This window comes from Colwellia sp. 5_MG-2023 (assembly GCF_030547795.1).
Taxonomy (GTDB): Bacteria; Pseudomonadota; Gammaproteobacteria; order Enterobacterales; family Alteromonadaceae; genus Colwellia.
Genome location: NZ_JAUOPW010000025.1, coordinates 1 through 19,268 on the forward strand (window position 1 = coordinate 1; position 19,268 = coordinate 19,268).

26 protein-coding genes are annotated in these 19,268 nt (G+C 36.0%); 17 read left to right on the forward strand and 9 right to left on the reverse strand.

What is annotated here, in order from left to right; all coding sequences use genetic code 11:
- Positions 1–187 precede the first annotated feature (187 nt).
- Positions 188–1,417 carry a type III PLP-dependent enzyme gene (locus Q4496_RS14415; protein WP_303602820.1) on the reverse strand — a complete coding sequence of 410 codons (1,230 nt, stop codon included), beginning with the start codon at positions 1,415–1,417 and terminating at the stop codon, positions 188–190.
- A 650-nt stretch (positions 1,418–2,067) separates the two neighbouring features.
- Between Q4496_RS14415 and Q4496_RS14420 the strand changes: the two genes are divergently transcribed.
- From Q4496_RS14420 to Q4496_RS14500, 17 genes are all read left to right on the forward strand, one after another.
- A complete protein-coding gene (locus Q4496_RS14420; RefSeq protein ID WP_303610714.1) occupies positions 2,068–2,421 on the forward strand; it encodes a hypothetical protein in 354 nt (117 codons plus the stop codon).
- A gap of 89 nt (positions 2,422–2,510) precedes the next feature.
- Positions 2,511–2,918, forward strand: coding sequence for a GFA family protein (locus tag Q4496_RS14425; RefSeq protein ID WP_215973886.1), 408 nt, complete (start codon positions 2,511–2,513; stop codon positions 2,916–2,918).
- A 33-nt stretch (positions 2,919–2,951) separates the two neighbouring features.
- Positions 2,952–3,386, forward strand: a complete 435-nt coding sequence (locus tag Q4496_RS14430) for a GNAT family N-acetyltransferase (RefSeq protein ID WP_215973887.1) — start codon at positions 2,952–2,954, stop codon at positions 3,384–3,386.
- Between the two features lie 153 nt (positions 3,387–3,539).
- Positions 3,540–3,845, forward strand: a complete 306-nt coding sequence (locus Q4496_RS14435; protein WP_215973888.1) for a hypothetical protein — start codon at positions 3,540–3,542, stop codon at positions 3,843–3,845.
- A 150-nt stretch (positions 3,846–3,995) separates the two neighbouring features.
- The gene (locus tag Q4496_RS14440; RefSeq protein WP_215973889.1) at positions 3,996–4,457 is read left to right on the forward strand and encodes a YccF domain-containing protein; all 462 of its coding nucleotides are present in this window, start codon (positions 3,996–3,998) and stop codon (positions 4,455–4,457) included.
- 134 nt (positions 4,458–4,591) lie between these two features.
- Positions 4,592–5,110 (forward strand): hypothetical protein, encoded by a 519-nt coding sequence (locus Q4496_RS14445; protein ID WP_159821798.1) that lies wholly within the window; start codon positions 4,592–4,594, stop codon positions 5,108–5,110.
- Between the two features lie 34 nt (positions 5,111–5,144).
- Entirely contained in the window at positions 5,145–5,519 is a 375-nt protein-coding gene (locus Q4496_RS14450; RefSeq protein ID WP_215973891.1) for a hypothetical protein, read from the forward strand.
- A gap of 85 nt (positions 5,520–5,604) precedes the next feature.
- Positions 5,605–5,775, forward strand: a complete 171-nt coding sequence (locus Q4496_RS14455) for a hypothetical protein (protein ID WP_215973892.1) — start codon at positions 5,605–5,607, stop codon at positions 5,773–5,775.
- Between the two features lie 74 nt (positions 5,776–5,849).
- Complete coding sequence (locus Q4496_RS14460) at positions 5,850–6,269, forward strand: hypothetical protein (RefSeq protein ID WP_215973893.1); 420 nt, start codon at positions 5,850–5,852, stop codon at positions 6,267–6,269.
- A 205-nt stretch (positions 6,270–6,474) separates the two neighbouring features.
- Positions 6,475–6,861: a DUF2306 domain-containing protein gene (locus Q4496_RS14465; protein ID WP_303610715.1), complete on the forward strand. Its 387-nt coding sequence runs from the start codon at positions 6,475–6,477 to the stop codon at positions 6,859–6,861.
- An 82-nt stretch (positions 6,862–6,943) separates the two neighbouring features.
- Complete coding sequence (locus Q4496_RS14470) at positions 6,944–7,396, forward strand: hypothetical protein (protein ID WP_215973895.1); 453 nt, start codon at positions 6,944–6,946, stop codon at positions 7,394–7,396.
- Positions 7,397–7,413: 17 nt separating this feature from the next.
- Entirely contained in the window at positions 7,414–8,145 is a 732-nt protein-coding gene (locus Q4496_RS14475) for an SDR family oxidoreductase (protein WP_303610716.1), read from the forward strand.
- A gap of 214 nt (positions 8,146–8,359) precedes the next feature.
- Positions 8,360–8,677, forward strand: coding sequence for a heavy metal-binding domain-containing protein (locus Q4496_RS14480; protein WP_303610717.1), 318 nt, complete (start codon positions 8,360–8,362; stop codon positions 8,675–8,677).
- Between the two features lie 26 nt (positions 8,678–8,703).
- The gene (locus tag Q4496_RS14485; RefSeq protein WP_215973898.1) at positions 8,704–8,964 is read left to right on the forward strand and encodes a GNAT family N-acetyltransferase; all 261 of its coding nucleotides are present in this window, start codon (positions 8,704–8,706) and stop codon (positions 8,962–8,964) included.
- A gap of 104 nt (positions 8,965–9,068) precedes the next feature.
- Positions 9,069–9,314: a DUF6868 family protein gene (locus Q4496_RS14490; protein ID WP_252727602.1), complete on the forward strand. Its 246-nt coding sequence runs from the start codon at positions 9,069–9,071 to the stop codon at positions 9,312–9,314.
- A gap of 33 nt (positions 9,315–9,347) precedes the next feature.
- Positions 9,348–9,749: a TfoX/Sxy family protein gene (locus Q4496_RS14495; protein WP_303610718.1), complete on the forward strand. Its 402-nt coding sequence runs from the start codon at positions 9,348–9,350 to the stop codon at positions 9,747–9,749.
- Between the two features lie 27 nt (positions 9,750–9,776).
- Complete coding sequence (locus Q4496_RS14500) at positions 9,777–10,220, forward strand: hypothetical protein (RefSeq protein ID WP_215973900.1); 444 nt, start codon at positions 9,777–9,779, stop codon at positions 10,218–10,220.
- Positions 10,221–10,362: 142 nt separating this feature from the next.
- Here the strand turns inward: Q4496_RS14500 and Q4496_RS14505 are convergent, their stop codons facing one another.
- The 8 genes from Q4496_RS14505 to Q4496_RS14540 all read right to left on the reverse strand — a co-directional run bounded on the left by Q4496_RS14505 (position 10,363) and on the right by Q4496_RS14540 (position 19,257).
- Positions 10,363–10,815 (reverse strand): hypothetical protein, encoded by a 453-nt coding sequence (locus Q4496_RS14505; protein ID WP_215973901.1) that lies wholly within the window; start codon positions 10,813–10,815, stop codon positions 10,363–10,365.
- 97 nt (positions 10,816–10,912) lie between these two features.
- On the reverse strand, positions 10,913–11,716 hold the full coding sequence (locus Q4496_RS14510; RefSeq protein ID WP_303610719.1) for a sterol desaturase family protein: 804 nt from the start codon (positions 11,714–11,716) through the stop codon (positions 10,913–10,915).
- Positions 11,709–12,407 (reverse strand): CDP-alcohol phosphatidyltransferase family protein, encoded by a 699-nt coding sequence (locus Q4496_RS14515; RefSeq protein ID WP_303610720.1) that lies wholly within the window; start codon positions 12,405–12,407, stop codon positions 11,709–11,711. The genes Q4496_RS14510 and Q4496_RS14515 overlap by 8 nt, the downstream gene beginning before the upstream one ends.
- Before the next feature lie 32 nt (positions 12,408–12,439).
- Entirely contained in the window at positions 12,440–13,078 is a 639-nt protein-coding gene (locus tag Q4496_RS14520) for an ATP-binding cassette domain-containing protein (protein ID WP_215973904.1), read from the reverse strand.
- A gap of 9 nt (positions 13,079–13,087) precedes the next feature.
- Positions 13,088–14,776 (reverse strand): ABC transporter permease, encoded by a 1,689-nt coding sequence (locus Q4496_RS14525; RefSeq protein ID WP_303610738.1) that lies wholly within the window; start codon positions 14,774–14,776, stop codon positions 13,088–13,090.
- Between the two features lie 98 nt (positions 14,777–14,874).
- Positions 14,875–16,260 carry an ABC transporter substrate-binding protein gene (locus tag Q4496_RS14530; protein ID WP_215973905.1) on the reverse strand — a complete coding sequence of 462 codons (1,386 nt, stop codon included), beginning with the start codon at positions 16,258–16,260 and terminating at the stop codon, positions 14,875–14,877.
- Complete coding sequence (locus tag Q4496_RS14535) at positions 16,247–17,092, reverse strand: DUF547 domain-containing protein (protein ID WP_252727604.1); 846 nt, start codon at positions 17,090–17,092, stop codon at positions 16,247–16,249. Before Q4496_RS14535 ends, Q4496_RS14530 begins: the two co-directional genes overlap by 14 nt.
- A complete protein-coding gene (locus tag Q4496_RS14540) occupies positions 17,092–19,257 on the reverse strand; it encodes an FAD-dependent oxidoreductase (protein WP_303610721.1) in 2,166 nt (721 codons plus the stop codon). Before Q4496_RS14540 ends, Q4496_RS14535 begins: the two co-directional genes overlap by 1 nt.
- Positions 19,258–19,268 lie beyond the last annotated feature (11 nt).

Here is a 19,268-nt window from a genome sequence, read left to right on the forward strand (position 1 = left end):
AAATAAATCTATAATGATTGTTTAGTTATGTTTTGTATGATTAAAATAACAGAAAGAATACAAAAATTAACTTAGGTAATCAAAGCTTGGATGTCCCATAATTCCCATCCCATAATTCTCTTGAGTGTCCCATAATTCCTTCCCTTCTCCCATAATTCCTTCCGTATAAGACACTTCAGCTAGGCTTTTAGCCCGTTAATTCTTGCTTGTGCAGTTGTTCATTTAATACCACAACTTCTGCGCGTTTAAAAAAGTTAAAGTCGGTAGCGGTCGCTAGAGTATAAGCCCCCATCATACGGCTAACAATTAAGTCGCCATTATTTAGTTTAGGTAACATAATCGATTCGCTTACTACATCAATACTGTCGCATGTTGGCCCTGCAAGTACAGATTCAAAACGCGTGAAATCTTGTTTTACACTGTCGATTGGGTATGCCGCTTCATCAAACATTAAACCGCTAAATGATCCGTAAATACCATCATCTAAGTAGTACCATGTTTTGCCTTCACGTACCGCTTGCCCCATTATAGATGCCACACTGGTTACACAACTTGCAACAATAAAGCGGCCTGGCTCAGCAAGTATTTGCATGGTTTCTGGCAATTGAGCAAGAGCGGCGTTAATTGGCGCGCAAAATACATCAATTGGTAATACATCAGCGCTGTAAGGTACAGGAAAACCACCGCCTATATCTAATGTGCTCAATGCAGGTAACCCCAATTCATTTACCTGTAGAACTATTTTCGCACAGGCGTTTATTGCATCGACGTATTTAGTTGGGTTTGGCGATTGCGATCCAACATGAAACGATAATCCTTTAATTCTAATACCTAACTGTTGTGCATAGGTAATGATTTCGATCGCCATTTCAGGGCTACAGCCAAACTTTTTAGATAAATCAGCAAATGCATCTTTATTTCGAAAACTTAAACGTACTAAAATTTCGGCTTGATCTTTGTAAGCAACAAATTTTTCTAGTTCGTTAATATTATCGACCACAAACACAGTACAACCATAAGCTAATGCATGGCGAATGTCGCTATCGCGTTTAATAGGGTGCGTGTGAATAGTGCGCTCACTTGGTACGCCCTCACCTGCAACTAAATCAATTTCGCCACTGGTGGCAAGATCAAAGCTTGCGCCTTCGGTTAATAACGTGCGCACCACCGCTGCTAATGGTAAAGGTTTTAATGCAAAGTGTAAGGTTACGCTCGGTAGTGCATTTTTAAGTGCATGGTATTGGCGACGAATAGCTTCGCAATCAAGCACCATTAAAGGCGCACCATATTGTGCTGCTAGTTGCTCAATTTCTTGATTGGTCGGTTGCGTATAAGTAAAGCATTCGCTTTCGTTAGCCGCAGCCGTAACTGCAGGTACTTTGATTTGAAAGCCTTCTAATTTTGTTGATAAAGCCATGGTATTCTCCGAGTAAAAGAACGCATTAATTACGTTCTAAAAAACCGCTCGAATAAGGTTTATCTACGAGTCGGTTAAGTGATATCAATAGTGCTTGTGCACAGTCAAGTTCACTCTTGGATAGTTGCTCATTGCCTTGCTACAAACTAAGTTTGTAATGTACTCGGATTGGCTATCATCAAGAAGCGGCGAGATAATAATGTGAGTTTTAAATTTGTGCAACATTTATTTTAAAAAAATAAATTAGCGTAAGAATCAATCAATAATATTCATCAATGGCTTACTCTTTATTTGTTTAACTCCTTGTATATCATAACTAAAAGCTTAGGCTTTTAGTTATGATATAGGATTAGCTATAAAGCATTTAAATCATTGACGTTTTATTTTTATACTAATCTGATAATCCAAATAAATTTGAGCAACGTTCACAAACACTATGTTTTTTTGCACATCTACTTTGACATAATTAACCTGGTTAGTTCCAACACTCGTAACTAACAGATACAGATAAAACTTATCATCTATAGTAAATTAATCGATGAATAAATAGGTTGGCCGAACCATAAGTTGTTAAAATAAAAAACTATTGGCTTTTTCGCCTTAGTCGTTTATGTTAACGAGCCGTTATACGATCCATAAAAATTAATTTAATGAGAATCTTTCTTCTTTTTATAGCTTGGTCATCATTTCTTAGTAGCTTTGTTGATGGAGCCCTTGGCCTTTATGCTTTATGGGTTATTAGTAACTCAGATATCTCTATCTTTTACCTTTCATTAGATGCTTTTTTAAAGCAATACGTAGAATTTATATATTGGGTAAAACAAGTAGCATTTCTCGTTATGCCAAAAGAGATTGCAATATGGTTGTTTGGTATTCCGGCTTTGATTTATTTCCCTGTCAGAATATTAATGAGTATAGCTATTGGTAGGTGGGCATTGAAAAAAGTCGAGTTAATAAACGTTAAACATCAAGGCATATATCACGTAGTTGAAAAAAACAAATAACTATTGGTTTTTGCTCCTTAATCACTTATTTTAAACAACTATAATTTACCTCTTAATGTGGTATTAGATCAATGGAGTAATATCAAACTATGTACCTTGGAAAGTGTTTATGCGGTGAAGTTGAAATAAGAATTAAAGGTGAAATTAGTGATATCATCCACTGCCATTGCTCTTTGTGTAGAAAAAATAGCGGTACTGCTTTTGCTACTAACGGCTTTATAAACGCTGCTGAATTTGAGATTGCTTCAGGTAAAAATAATTTAAGTACATTCTCTTTTAAACCTGGCCGAAATAGGCATTTTTGCACTAACTGTGGTTCTCCTGTTTACAGTTCTAATGAACAAGATCCTACCCGTTATCGAATAAGGCTAGGAATTCTTGATTCAGATATTACTGAAAGGCCTATATCTCATAATTTTGTCTCGTCAAAAGCAAACTGGGAAGAATTAGATGCTAAGCTACCAAGATATGATTCATTTGAGCCTAGTCGCAAATAAATTTTTAACTAGCCAATTTTAGAAGGAGTACCAATGGAAGTATCACTTCATCCTGTAACAAAAGAAAACTATGAACGGGTTTGCGATCTTGAAGTCAGTAAAGAGCAAGAAGAGTTTGTTTCAGAAAACACATGGTCTCTAGTCGAATCTTTTTATGAGGGGTATGTGACCCGTGCCATATGCTCTGATGGCGAAGTTGTTGGTTTTTTTATGTGGGTACAAGAAACATCAAACAAAATATCAATTTGGCGCTTTATGATTGATAAACAATTTCAGAATCAAGGGCTAGGCCGTAGAGCATTACACTTAGCACTTAATGAAATAAAAAAGGTTAAAGATCTTAAAGAAATTGAAATTAGCTACAGCCCACAAAACCCTGTAGCCAAAAATTTTTATTCTAGCTTTGGCTTTAAAGAAGTAGGCATGGATGAAGATAATGACGATATGCTTGCAATTATTAGCATTTAGAACCTAGTAAGAGTTTCAAGCCTGACTCGTCACAATTTGCCAAATGCTATTTCGTTTCACATTTTAGCAAACTATTACACTCCCCCTAAAACGCTTTTATAATATCGCATCATTCTTTTAACAAGACGTTATATGTACAGGAGACTCAAGTACATGAATAATTTTATTCCATTAGGCATCATTTTTTTACTTGTTATTATTCAAATCAAGTTATTCAAAGATATGTGTAAATATTTATCTTCAACTTATCCAGAAGAGTGGGAAAAACTATCCGAAAACGCTATGGGAGAAGCGAAAGGATCAGTGACAAACGCTAATTTATCAGCGTCACTTAAGAGCGGTTTTTTCGCTACTATTTCTGATGATAAAGTTGTCAGGTTTTTGAAAGTTAGAAAATTGGTTATGTATCTCATGGGCAGCATAGCTATTTTGCAATTAATAATGGCATATATACTGTAGTCTATAGTTCAAAAAATTAAGCAAGGACAAAAAACAGTTGGCTTTTGTTGCTGCGTCGCTTATTTTAACCACTATATAAGTTGCCACTTAACGAAGGGCTATTTGTTTAGGTTATCAAACAACTATTGTAATTTAATATAAGGAAGTAAAATGAGAACAATTGGCAATTTAATTTGGTTTATATTCGGTGGCGTAATTATGGGTTTGGCTTGGTGCTTTTTTGGGCTTATAGCCTTTCTTAGTATTGTAGGTATTCCTTGGGGACGCGCTTGTTTTGTTATGGCTGGCTTTTCTTTTTTTCCTTTTGGTAAAGAAGCCATCGCTCGTAATGAATTAACACAATCCGAAGACATTGGTACTGGTGGTTTGGGAATGTTAGGTAATATTATTTGGTTTATTTTTGCTGGCTTTTGGTTAGCTTTAGGCCATGTCTTTTCCGCTATAGCTTGTTTTATTACCATTATAGGTATCCCATTTTCTTTACAACATTTGAAACTTGCGGGTATCTCACTTTCACCAATAGGTAAAACTGTTGTAACGAAAGAGGTTGCAGCTGCGGCTCGTAATGCTAATGCAGAAGTTGAAGTTGCAAATTTAAGATCAAACAAATAGTCAAATTTACTACAGAAAATATTGTTGGTTATTGCACTTTATTTACCATGCTAACCAACAATTTTTGCCGTTAAACCTGCCGTTAATTGGCCCCTTATTTCCCCAGTATGAGATTAGTTAAAGAGTAATAAGTTATGGATAGTATTAAGTGGTATAAAAGCCCCGACATGATAGTTGCCTTATCGGCACTGCTAATTGGTTTAGTCACCGCTTTCACTTCGATATATTCAGCATATATCGATCGTGAATATGCGAAATCATCCGTATGGCCTAGATTAGAAATATTCAGAAGCGTTAACCCTAATTCATCCTTTAGTTACGGCGTAAGTAATAATGGTACTGGCCCTGCTTTAATTAAATATGCAAAAATTAAATATGGTACTAAATATATAAAGACTTGGAGCGAAATAGAGGCTTTTCAGAATATTATACAGTCGCATATTAGCAATCGGACCTTATCACCTCAAAAAGGTGTTACTCCAGTTTCATATAAAGGTGAGAAGGTAAAAGACCTTCTAAAAGCAGATACTCAAATAAAAATAGAACTTTGTTATTGTTCTATTTACGAAGAATGCTGGCTCATTGATAAAAGTAATAATCCCTCACCTGTAAAAGCTTGTTATATCGATGATGACGAAATATTTCTACAATAAACAATCTGCTCATTAAGTATTAGCACCCGAGGCAATGATGAGTAAATTTTTGAATTTAGTGGCCTTGTTACCAATTCTCAGCTTTATCGTAACAATGATTTTCATTCTTATCACTAAGGAAGAGATTTATACAAACTATCATTGGTTTGTGGTTGCCTTGTTATCACTTCAATCTTCTGCTGAACGCGTAAAAAATGCAAGTTCGGTAAGTATAACTATTTTTGTTTCTGGTATTTTGGCTAATATCTTGTTGATTATTGCAACGGCGTTTGATTTAAAAATACCCCCAATTACTTTGGTATTATTTATGGGATATTTAAGTACTGGCTTTCTAATTTTATTTGGAGATATAGCAGTTAAGTGGTATAAAAAATTGGACAGCCAACAAGGGAAAAGTGTTGTGAAATAGTTATTTGACACTGGTATTATTCAGTATAAGAGTGTTAATAGTATCGACTCTACGTATATAAGTTATCAAGTTAAGGAAAGAATGAATGAAAAGTAAACCATCCTCTAAATATTACTTAAGTGCTTCATTTATTATGTTGTTAGGTTTAATTTACAATGTTATTGAACAAGACTTTTGGGGTTCAGGGGTATTTCTAATTTCATCTATAATATTTTTAACTTTAGGTATAATTGAAAAACGTACATTAAAAAAATAAAACTCAATAGACTGAAATACAATTAACTCTATTTTTACACTGATTACAGTCTGGTTCATACAAGGGTATGTAACATGCACTTGACTAAAAGCACTTTATCTTCTGTGGTTGCAGGGTTGATCTTAGGCTACCTAGGCGCTTATCTTACGGGTTACACTTCAGCATTTTCGATGCCAGCTAACTTTATCAAGTTTATGTGGGTCTGGGATATCTTAGTTGTACAATTTTTAGGTTTTGGCGTATTGGCTATTCTTTTATCCTATTCTGTCGCGTATTTTTCAAAACTTAATTTCTTTTTTTCAGTTATTGCGAGCTTTGTGATTGCCCAACTCAATTTATTTCTTATGATGGATGGTAATATAAATCTGTATTTTCCACATATATTAACAATGCTCACTTGCTTAATTATTGGTTGGTTAATTGCTATCAAAAGACATGCAGAACAAGTAGTACAAACAGAAGATAATCATCTATTGAAGAAAATTAAGCACTAAAGCTTGTAGGTATTGTTATCTCCATTCGATTAAGAAAATGGAGCTAGGCTGACAAAACTCATCCAATAGTAAGTTTAAATCGGTACAAAATAGTTGGCTTTTACTCCTTAGTCGCTTACTCTAACTCATTGTATTATTAACTTTTAACAATACATTAGCTGATTCTACAAGCTTTATTTAAACTCAAAAGGAAATTAAAAACGAAATGGGGTATATTCACTTAACTTACTTACATTTATTAACGGTTGTCCCTGCATTCATAATAGGAACTTATTTACTTCTTAAACGCAAAGGAACACCTAAACATAAAGCTCTAGGTAAAATATATATGGTACTTATGTTAATTACGGCCATTATATCACTCTTTATGCCAGCTCAACTCGGTTCAACTTTTTTAAACCATTTCGGTTATATTCACTTACTTAGTCTATTGACATTGTATGCAGTTCCAGCTGCATATTTTTATATAAAAAAAGGAAATATTCGTGGTCATAAGCGAAGCATGATCATACTGTATTGTGGTGGCATATTAGTGGCAGGTACTTTTGCTTTAATGCCTGGTAGGCTATTAAATACTTGGCTTTTTATCTAATGAGTGTATTAACCATTAGATAAGCCATTTAAAAGAAAGGTTATTGGCTCTTAATGAGCTATTAGGCTTTAAAGGAAACATTGTGTGCACCGATAAGAATAAATTTTTAATCATTGGTTCGATATGCAGCGCTCTTGCCGCTCTAGTTCATTTAGGCTGCATTATATTTGGTGGTAATTGGTATCGCTTTTTTGGTGCTGGGGAGCAAATGGCAAGAATGGCTGAAAATGGTCATTGGTATCCAACTGTAGTCACGTTAGTCATTGTTCTTATACTGTCAGTTTGGTCTCTGTATGCCCTATCAGGTGCGCGAGTAATTTTTAAAATGCCATTTCTTCGTTTAGGCTTAGTTTTAATCTCTGCCATATACTTAATCCGTAGTCTGGCATTCGTCAGTATAATGCCCATGTTTCCAGAAAACAGTTTAACATTTTGGCTAGTTAGCTCAGGTATTACTTTCACTATTGGCCTATTGTATGCCATTGGTACTTTTCAAGTATGGTCACACTTTAGTAGCGAAAGTGCCCAGCTATAACTTTAAACGGAGCATTCATGAAACCAATCGTTTTAGTTACAGGCGGTAGCAGAGGTATCGGTGCTGCAACATCTAAACATTTAGCCATACAAGGTTATGCTGTTTGCGTAAATTATATTTCAAATGAAATTGAAGCAAATAAAGTTGTCGCTGAAATAAATGACAATGGCGGTGTTGCTATTGCCGTACAAGCAGATGTATCTCAAGAAAGGGATGTTATTCGTCTTTTTAATACAATTGATCAATCATTGGGTAAAATTACACACTTGGTTAATAACGCTGGGATTTTATTTCCACAAATGCCGATATCAGCAATGACAGCAGAAAGAATTAATAAAGTATTAACGACTAATGTCACAAGTTACTTTTTATGCTGCAGAGAAGCGATAAATAGAATGGTAGAAGGTGGTGCAATAGTTAATGTATCCTCTGCGGCTGCGAGGTTAGGCTCTCCTGCGGAATATGTTGATTATGCAGCGTCAAAAGGCGCGATTGATACTTTAACCACGGGATTATCTCTTGAAGTTGCAAATAAAAATATTCGTGTAAACTGTGTGAGGCCAGGGTTTATTTATACAGAAATGCACGCCGATGGTGGTGAAGTGAATAGAGTAGAACGCGTTAAATCATCGATACCATTACAGCGGGGTGGTAAGCCTGAAGAAGTAGCGGCTGCTATCGCTTTTTTATTATCAAATGAAGCTTCATTTATTACCGGCTCATTTATTGATATAGCTGGTGGCAAGTAGCTTTATAGCTGAGCATTACCCAGTTCAAAGAATAGTCTATTACTTAATTATTCAACATTGAGCAAGTAAAGGCTCATTCAGCCAAAGCAAAAAGTATTTTTATACTCCTACAGACATGATTTAGATACAGGTAATATATTAAGTACACCTATTTCACGGATAATTCATAATAAATGAGTTATTCTTCATCATCATTATGTTTTAAGGAAATTATATGATTTATTCAACCACTGAGTTTATCCCAGGAAAAGAAATAGCAGAAATTGTTGGAGTCGTTACCGGTAATGTCGTCCAAGCAAAGCATATTGGTCGTGACATTATGGCTGGCTTAAAAAATATCGTTGGTGGTGAAATACGCGGTTACACAGAGATGTTAACTGACGCACGAGATACAGCAATTCAACGTCTTATTGTAAGTGCTCAGGAAAAAGAAGCTGATGCCATTGTTGGCATTCGCTTTACCACAAGTGCAATAATGGATGGTTCATCTGAAATTATGGTTTTTGGAACAGCCGTTAAATTAAAAAAATAATATTATGACTTTTTCATGCCTTAGTATTGCTCTTTAATGTAGGTGAAAATCTCGCTTGGTATAAATATATTTATATTGATGATCTTGTTACAAGTGATGCTCATCGTTCAACTGGCGCTGGAACCTTCTTAATTAACTGGTTTAAAGAATATGCGCAAGAAATAGGTTGTCAGCATCTGCACTTAGATTCAGGTGTTCAACGATTTCCCGCACATAGGTTTTATCGACGTGAAAGATTTACTATTGCTAGCCATCATTTTTCAATCATGGATATTGGCCTCGAGTAAAGACAAAGAAATGCGACAAATTTTGTACTATCAGATTATGTAAACTTGACTGAAACCAGTAACCCAATTAACGGTGATTACGATAATATTTATGGAGATAATAAATGATGAACATTACTGAAATAACTACTTTTTTCGGGTGGTGCACTTTAATTAATATGAGTGTTTACACATTTTCAGCATTATTCATTATGGTGTTTAAAAGCTTTACTACGAATCTTCATAGTAAACTGATGGGCATGAATCCAGCAGAGCTACCTTCGCTATATTTTAAATATTTAGGTAATTATAAAATAGCAATTCTACTACTGAATTTTTCGCCATATATCGCATTAAAAATAATGGCTTAATACCAACTCCCACATAAAAATTATTAGTTGATTATGGCATTTGATCGCGGTTTAGAAGCAAGACTTTTGGAACACTTACAAGATCGTCAAGATCTAGTGGTAAAAAGAATGTTTGGCGGTTTATGTTTCTTACTTTCTAAACACATGTGCTGTGGAATAATTGGTGATAAGCTTATGGCTCGTATAGGGCCAGAAAATTACGAAAAGTGCTTATCTCAACCTTATGCAAAGGAAATGGATTTTACTGGCAAACCGATAAAAAGCATGGTTTTTGTTCTTCCAGATGGCTTTGAAGCTGATGATGATTTAGCATCTTGGGTGAATATCTGCATTACATACGTTGACTCTTTACCACCTAAGCAACCTAAAGCACCTAAAGCACCTAAAGCACCTAAAGAAAATACATATATCAATAAAGTACACGAATACAAATAACAAAATCCTAACGAGAAAGTCGACATAATGAGATATTTAATTTTAGTGTGTATGCTAATACTTAGCGGATGTAGTTCAACATCAACAGTCAATTCAAATACCGATGTAGCCAGTGTGATGAACTTAATAGCATTAACTGAAGAAAACGCCCCTAGAGGTGTGAAAGGTACTTTTCAATTCCTAATCAAAGCTGCGGGCAGTCAAAATAATGTTATCTTTTTAAATACAGAAACCAATTACCGGGATAGAAGGAATATTTCTGTCGCTATACACCCAAAATTAATTGATGCATTAACGATAAAGTATGGCGTTTACCCTGAGATATTCTTTATTAATAAAACGATTGAAGTCACTGGCGAGGCTAAGCGTGTAAAAATTCATTTAGCTGTGGATGGTAGAAAAACAACAAAGTATTATTTTCAAACTCATGTAAGAGTTACTTCTTTAAATCAGATTAAAGTATTAGCTTGATACTACTAGAAAAAGCTTAGTTTGAAATGAAACTAGGATCATTTACGAGTCCTAGTTTCACTAAATCATCTTCATATCACAAGCTAGAAATTAACAGTGTTAATTTGATATGAATATTGTACTACTGATCTTTGAGGTCAGTTTAGTTTCCTACTGTAAACTTAGTATCAGCGTCTCTTAATAAATAAAGAGCAGCACAAGCAGCAAGCATAGGCCATGCAGCAAAGAATAATAAGTGCTTGAATGCATCAAGGTATTGTTCGTAAGCAGAAAATGTTGAACCTGCATGCATAAGAAAAATAAGACCGTAAGTAATACGTTTTTTAATACCAAATAGAAAAGCGATAACTAAGATAAGCTGCAAACCACCTAAAATATAGGCTATTGTTTCACTTAAACCAGCAATATTATAAAAACCTTCGAAAATACGAATGCTATGACCTGGGTTAACAAATTTATCAATCGTCCAGATAAACATTACAATAAATACGCCTAAACGTAATAAAAATAAAGACCACTGTAACTTCTCTTCTAGATCAGTATTTGCTAACTGCGAAGATCCTCTTTTTTCAGTTGATTGCGTGGTATTCGACATATAAATTCCTTAAATAAATAAAAGTTTTGTTCGCTGACTAATAGACCGAATAACACTTAATAACTTTCAAAAAAGTTATATTTAATTTGTCTTTTTTTTATTTTTTAAAGGGCAAAAAAAGTAATGTCAGTAAACTGGTGTTTTTTTCATCTACTGGAAATTCTTTAAGCCCAATATCTAACTGCTGATCTGTTTTAATTGCACTGTCTTTATAGCTACCAAATAACCTATCCCACCAAATCACACTGAAACCATAATTACTGTTTGTTTCTGATACTACTTGGCTATGATGAATGCGATGTAAGATTTGTGTCATCAATAATAAACGTAAAGGTTTCTCGATAACTTGAGGCAAACGAATATTGGCATGGTTAAACAAAGCTAAACCATTTAAAGCGATCTCAAAAATTAATACCGCTATGGCTGGAATCCCTAACGCTGTTACCACAATTAATTTAATAAGAATGCTTAATACAATTTCAATAGGATGAAAGCGTAACCCTGTACTTGTATCTACATGCGCATCAGCATGGTGAACTCGATGTAAACGCCATAGCATAGGCACTACATGGAACATTCTATGTTGCCAATAAATCACTACGTCTAATATCAATAAACTTAATACGATTGTTAACCAATCTGATAAATTTAAATTGGTATAGAAAACTTGATTGAACAAGCCAATACCGTTATCCATGTTATAAAGCGCAACAACGGTTAAACCAACAGGAATCGTTAAACGCGCAAGTACTGACGAAGCAAACACTAATCCAAAGTTAGCCGCCCAGCGCTTAGTATTACTAAGAGGAGATTGTCGTGCCGGTTTTTGCCATTCAAGCAACATCATAATAATGAGTACACTAAAAAAACAACCAAGACGCCACCAAACTTCGTTAGTCATTTTTAGCCTCAGTACCTTCAGCAGTATTTATGTGTGAACTACTTTCTAATGATAGTTCGCTTTCTTGTAATGACGCTTCTTGCTCTTTAAGTGTGTTATAGCCGCCATGTATGCGGGTAAAAATAGTGATCATACAAGCAAAAGAAAATAACAGCGCTAACCATGAGAATGATTGCGGCCATAGACAAAAAGCAACAAATAATGCAATAGTTTCAGTACCTTCCGTTAAACCATTGAGGTAATAAAAGCTTTTATATTTGAATTGTGGTTTATCAATTTTAAATTTTTCAGCAGCAATAGCAAAAGCGAGAAAGCTTGATCCTGTCCCAATAAATGTCGCGAGTAAGACAGCCCCTGCGATACCATTTAATTCAGGATCGGCAAAAATAAAACCTAATGGAATGGCTGCATAAAATAAAAAGTCTAAGGTGATATCTAAAAAACCACCAGCACTCGAACTTTGATTAGCATAACGAGCAAGCGCGCCGTCTAAGCCATCTAAAATACGATTAACGACAATAGCTGCAAGTGCCCAATACCATAACTGAAAGGCTAACAAGGGTACGGCTAACATGCCGACTAAAAAACCATAAAAAGTCAGTTGATCGGCGGTGATATTACGTTTGTGCAATAAGCTAACAACAGGCGTTAACAAAGGCTTTATAACGGGCGTGATATATTTATCTAACATCAAACTTACTCTGTTTTATTTAAGCTAACTCTTTAGCTTAGCTTACTTAGGGTAATAATTTTTCCATCGGCTGCTTCTGCATCACTATGGTCATGGGTCACCATAATTGCAGGCAGTTGATGATATCGAATTTGCTCAAACACCAATTCACGAGTATCTTCGCGCAGTTGTGAATCTAGTTTGCTAAAAGGCTCATCAAGCAAAATTGCTTTAGGTTCACTTAGTAATACGCGAAGCAATGCAACTCGCGCTTGTTGGCCACCTGAGAGGTTATCAGGGTGTCGATCAGCTAAACCTTTCAAACCAACTTGCGCTAATGAAGCTTCTATTTTATCAAGACGTTGTTTTTTATTACCCGGCGGCATAGCAAAAGCGATATTACCTGCCACTGATAAATGAGAAAACAACAAAGCATCTTGATATAGCACACCAACATGTCGTTGATGTGCAGGTGTAAAAGTAATATTAGTATCGTTTAACCACACTTCTCCATTGGCATGAAAGCCAGATGGAAGAGCGCCCGTTAGCCAGTTAAGTAAACTTGATTTACCACTGCCCGACGGCCCCATAAGTGTGAGAATTTCACCACCATTAACTTGTTCGTTTAAACTCAGTAATAACTCGTTTTGACGAAACAATTGTAAATTCTTTATATGTAAAGATGATTGCATTTAATAACCTTAACGATGTGCAACTTTGTAAATAAACTTAGGTAAAACCCACGCCAATATAAAACCAATAAGCGGTAATAACATTTGCATAAGTGCGTACACAGCGCTGGTACGTCGACTTGCGCCATTAGCTAGGGTGATAGCTTCAGTGGTAATGGTAGTTATACGTCCCCCGCCAGCTAATAATGTTGGTAAGTACTGACCAAAACTTATTGCTAAACCTAATGCTGCCGCAATTAAGATCGGTGCAATTAATTGCGGCAGTTTTACTTTTAAGAACACTTTACAAGGTTTAGTGCCTAAACTGGCAGCAACAATAGCAAAACGTGAATCTAATTGTCTGTAACTACTCGCCAAAGACAAAAACACATAGGGTAAAACAAACAACAAATGCGCTATCACCACATTAATATAGCTAATAAAACTGACTTGCACTGCTATTAATTGTTGTATCCAAACAAGTCCGAATAAAAACGCAATACTAGGCACAAGCAAAGGAATATAAATAATTAAACTGGTAAAGCGTGACAGTAACTTTCCTTTTATTTGCTCTGATTCTAAGCAAAGTAGCGTTAATGAAATCGCAATTAATGTCGTTATTATACCGATAACCAGAGTATTAACTAAAGGCTCGCCCATTTGCATTACAGCACTTTGCCAGTGTAATAAAGTGAATGAATCAGGTAGTGCCGACGGGAAACGCCAAAAACCTGCAATTGACCAAAGCACTAAACCAAGTAAAGCTAGGCCAATAAAACTAATAACTAATATTGTTATCGCACCTGTCACTTTTTGCCAGTAAGAGCCAGCGTATTCACGTTTACCGTTGGTGAGTGATTCACAAAATAAGCATTTAACCAATTTCTCGCCTAAAAGCCATAATGCTAACAAACCACCTGTTAATGCTAGTTGTATTAAAGCGCCTGCTGAGGCCTTAATACGTAAATTTAAATCAACATCGTTAAACCAATGCATAATAGCAACAGCAAGTGTTGGTGGCGTATTAGGTCCTAATATAAGCGGCATTTCGACACTTGAACTAGCGTAAGCTAATACAGCTAAAAGTGGTAAACGTAATAAAGGATATAAACTAGGCAGTACAACTTTATAAAAAGCTGTCATTGGGCAATATCCCAAATTAAGCGCTACTTTATGTTGTTGGCGCAACTTCTTACCTAATTCAGGTTGAGCTAAAGCGCCTAAAGCCATTAATAATAAAAATGGTAGCTCTTTAAGGGTTAAGCCTAAAATGATACTAATACCGTATGGATCGTGCGGAAACAATCCATTAGGCGCTAATTCCCAACCACTTAGCCAAGGAGAAAATAAACGAGAAATCATACCTGATGGTGCAATTAAAAAACCAACCGCAATGGCAGCCGCGGCATGAGGAATAACAAGAATAGGACTTAAAACTTGTTGAATACGATCTAACCACACACTATTAAAAAACGCCCCTAATATCATCAAGGTAACAACAAAAGCGAGTAACGTACTCAATAAACCTGTTGCAATACTCAAACCGATCATCCGGCCAAAACCTGATGTTTGCCAAAGAGCATTGAAGCCCTGTAAGCCCAAATCATATTGACTCAATGCTGGTGCCCAACCAAAAGCGGGAAGTAAAACACCAATTAAGCCGCCAAATACAGGCACAATTAGTAATAGCAGTAGAAATTTAGGGCTAAATTTAACCATACGCGTAAACCAATCAGTTGAATGATTTAACTGACTGCCGCTTTGGCTATTTTTTTGCTTACTTTTTTGAATAGTACTTTTACTGCTGTTTATTTCAGTCACGGAGTAACTCCATAACGTTTTTTCCAGCCTTGCGTTATAGCTTCAACCCAACTTGGGTGAGGCTCACTTAAGGTACGTGTAATACTATTAAAAGCTAAAGCACTTGGATGTGGTGTTTGTGTTTTAAATAAGTTTTGTTGTGATGCTGTTAACGTAGAAGCAATAAGCACTGTTTTATCACCCCACACTTCTGCTTGTTGCTTATAAGCTTGTGCTTGTGGGCTCAATAAAAAGTTGGCGACAAGTTGTGCACCTGCGGCATGGCTAGCATTATAAGGAATGCCAACAAAATGTGTATTACTTAAACTGCCATCGGCCATAGCATAACTGCGAATACTTTGCGGTAAATCGTAACGTTTAACCGCTGCCGGAATTTCAGGGCCTGAAAAAGTAAATGCTAAACTTAATTCGGTATCATCCACTAAACGACGCATTTCAACACCTGTTTGCATAAAGTGTTTACCTTTGCGCCACAAATTAGGATGTAATTCATCTAAAAAAGCCCATAAAGGCTGTAAAACTTCGTCGATATTTTCTGATGTTGCAGCGGCATAAAGCGGATCTTGATAACTATCTCCACTTTGTTTATCTACGTTTTTATCTTTTAAAACAGTAAGACTATCTTGATGCAAAACCACCAAAGCATATTTTAAAAAGCTCAAACCTAAAAAAGCAGGCGGCTTTGGATAGCCAAATCGGCCAGGATGCTGTTTTGTCCACGTTAATAATTCACCTAAGTTTTGCGGCGGTGTGGAAGTAGCCAGTTGATCATAATAAAAGGTCAACGATGCTTGTCCCCATGGAGATTCCATCCCCAGAGTTGGCACACCAAAATCTAGGGTAACGGCAGGATTATTTTCAGGATCGGTTAGCTTAAAGTTAGGTAATTGATCTGCCCAGCCTTTTAATAATAAAGAATGTTCAGCCATAGTCGAAAAGTTAGCACCGTTGATCCAAACTAAATCGACATTGCCTTGCGTGTTATTATTTGCTGACTTTTCAGCAAGTACACGACTCACAGCTTCGCTGGTGTCACTAAGTTTTACGTGTTGTAAATCAATTTGGTACTGTGCTTTAACTTGCTGAGCAACCCATTGAATATAAGCATTTATTTGAGCGTCTCCACCCCATGCATGAAAATATACAGGCTGATTTTCACCTTTTTTCTCAATATTTTGCCAATGTAAAGTTGATGCTATGCTAACGACAGGTTCACTAGGTGTAACTTTATGAAGGATAGCTTCATCAGATACAGTTGCATTGACACTCGTTACACTCACTAAAACGCACAAAATACTTCCCCACAAAGCAACAATAAATAATTGCTTTGGGGTAGTAATAAAATAGCTAAATGGAGATGACAAGCTTTTAACGCGCGGCATTCAAGTCCCAGTTATAGTCTAAAAAGTCAATATCAACTTGATTAGTCTTTAGTAACTTTTGCTGTGTTTCTGTCAAGTTCAACACATCGCTATATAAAAGTATAAAGCTTGTTAATGAATTCGAACCTCTAAAGCCTTTTTCAAAATCACCACCATACCATTTAAAAATTGATGAAATTTGTAATTCTTTGGTCGTTAATTTGTTACGACTGTCATCACTTAAAAAACGTATCGTTTGTTGTTGTAACTGTTGTTCTAGAGCCTCAGCAGTATAAGCTTCTCCACGTAAAGCGGGACAACCAATGCTGGCACAATTAACGGCAAAATGAATACGTGGATCAGGATAATTACCGCTTCCACGAATTAATTCATGTTCAATTTCATCTAAACTACGTTTTTTACCCAATAAGGAAACAAATTCTTTACTCCACGGAGAGCTAAATATGCTTCCTAGATCTTTAATTGATTTTAAATCTGGGTATTCAGTTAAGATAAATGACACTGTCCATGCATTGTATGCGTTAATTAAAAAAGCTAGTTGTTTTGCATTTGACCACTGTTCGAAAGTAGCTTGATCAATCTTGCTTAGCGAAGTTAAATAACTATTTAACTTCGCTTCTTCTTTTTTAAATCCAGCATAGTCAACCGCTGTACTATGATCATTATTAATACTTTTAACATGTTGGCTTAATAATGCTTGCCAAGGTTGATGTAAACCTTGCGCAAAACTAACAGTGCTAAATAAGACACTGACTACAATTAAAACACCGCCTAATGGTTGTTTCAGCTGCTTAAGCATAGTTTGTCCAACTGTTTGTAATACAGATAACATTAGCCTCTTCTCCATGTGTGATATTTTTCAAGCCAGTTTAAAACAGTTTCAGGCGCATGGGCTCTTTTCCACTCACCAGCTGCATACTTATTACCTTCAGCCCAAGTTGGGTAACTATGGATAGTGCCTAAAATTTTGTTAAGACCTAAACCATGTTTCATTGCTAAAACAAACTCAGCAATTAAATCACCGGCATGTTCAGAAACCACCGTTACACCTAAAATTTTGTCTTTACCCTTAGGCGTAATTACTTTGATAAAACCTTTAGTTGCACTGTCTGTTATTGCACGATCTAGCTCTTCAAATTCAAAGCGAGTAATTTCGTAATCTATACCTTTATCAATTGCATCTTGTTCGTTTAAACCAACACGCGCTACTTCTGGGTCAATAAATGTTGTCCAGGGAATTACGCGGTAATCCACTTTAAACTTTTTAAGATGACCAAATAAACCGTTAACTGCTGCGTACCAACCTTGATGCGCTGCAACATGGGTAAACTGGTATGGCCCAACAATGTCGCCTGCTGCAAAGATATTGGGGTATAAAGTTTCTAAATATTCATTTGTTACAACAGTACGATTAGTTTCAATACCTAGTTCTTCAAGTCCGTAACCTTTAAGACGTGCGCTACGTCCTACAGCACATAATAACTCGTCGTATTCAATTTCTAATTCTTTATCCTTTCCTTCGATTAGGCGCTTAACAATAATGAATTTCTTACCATCGCGCGCTTCACAACGTAATGCCTGATGAGAAGTTAAAATGTTAACGCCACTTTCAGTTAATGCTTCGTGAGCGAATGTAGAAACCTCAAGATCTTCTTTGATCATGATGCGCTCTGCCATTTCGATTTGTGTAACATTTGAACCTAAACGAGCAAAACTTTGTGCTAACTCACTACCAATTGGACCGCCACCAAGCACAACAAGCTTTTTAGGTGCTTCGTCTAATTCAGCAAACTTGCTCCATAATGTATCACTAGTTACATAACCTGTTTCTTCGATACCTGGTAAAGGCGGAACAAATGGACGTGCACCTGTCGCAATAACAATAGTACGAGCTGTTAGTGTTTGTGTGCCACCATCATTTAATTTAATTTCAACAGTCCACGGGTCAATTAACTTACCGTAACCTTTAACGACTTCTACACCTAAATTAGTGTAGCGTTCAACACTATCGTGTGGTGCAACATCTGCGATAACTTTATGAACACGTGCCATTACTTTTTTAAATGAAAACTGTGGAGTAGCATTTTCTAGACCGTAATGCTCACCGTGACGAATTTGCTCTGCTATTTTTGCACTTTTGATAATGGCTTTACTTGGTACACAACCGTAATTTAAACAGTCACCACCCATTTCTCCCGCTTCAATAAGCGTAACTTTTGCTTTTACTGCCGCAGCAATATAACTTGTTACTAAGCCACCAGCACCGGCACCAATAACAATCATGTTGCGGTCGAATTTTTTAGGTTTTGAATAATTTTTGTATACACGACGTTTTTTAAACACGTTGATGATTCCTTTTGCAATAAATGGGAATATTCCTAATAAAGCGAATGATAAAATTAAGTTAAAAGATAAAATGCCAGATAAGCTATCTATTTTGGCAAGCTCAGTACCAGCGTTAACAAATACAAATGTTCCTGCGATCATACCTACTTGGCTTACCCAGTAAAAAGTCCAAGATTTAATTGCAGTTACGCCCATTAATAAGTTAATTAGAAAGAACGGAAATACGGGTACTAAACGTAATGTGAATAAATAAAAACCACCTTCTTTTTCTACACCGGCATCAATAGCAGCTAAGCGCTCTGGAAACTTCTGCTTGATAGAATCGCGCAGTAAATAACGTGAGACTAAAAACGCCAAAGTAGCACCAATAGTCGAAGCAAAAGAAGCAACTAACAAGCCTTCTACTAAACCAAATAAGGCACCTGCAGCCAGTGTTAAAATAGCAGCACCAGGTAATGAAAGTGCGGTTACAATAACGTATAAAACAAAAAATCCGCCAATCACTAACCAAGGTGATTGCTCTCGCCACTCGTTAAATTGTGACATTGACCCTTTTAGCCCATCTAACGTTAATAGTTGGTTTAGATCAAAATGAAAGAATAGTGCTACCAAAGTAACCGCTATAATTAATAAGAGTAATTTCTTTAACATAAAGTATTGCC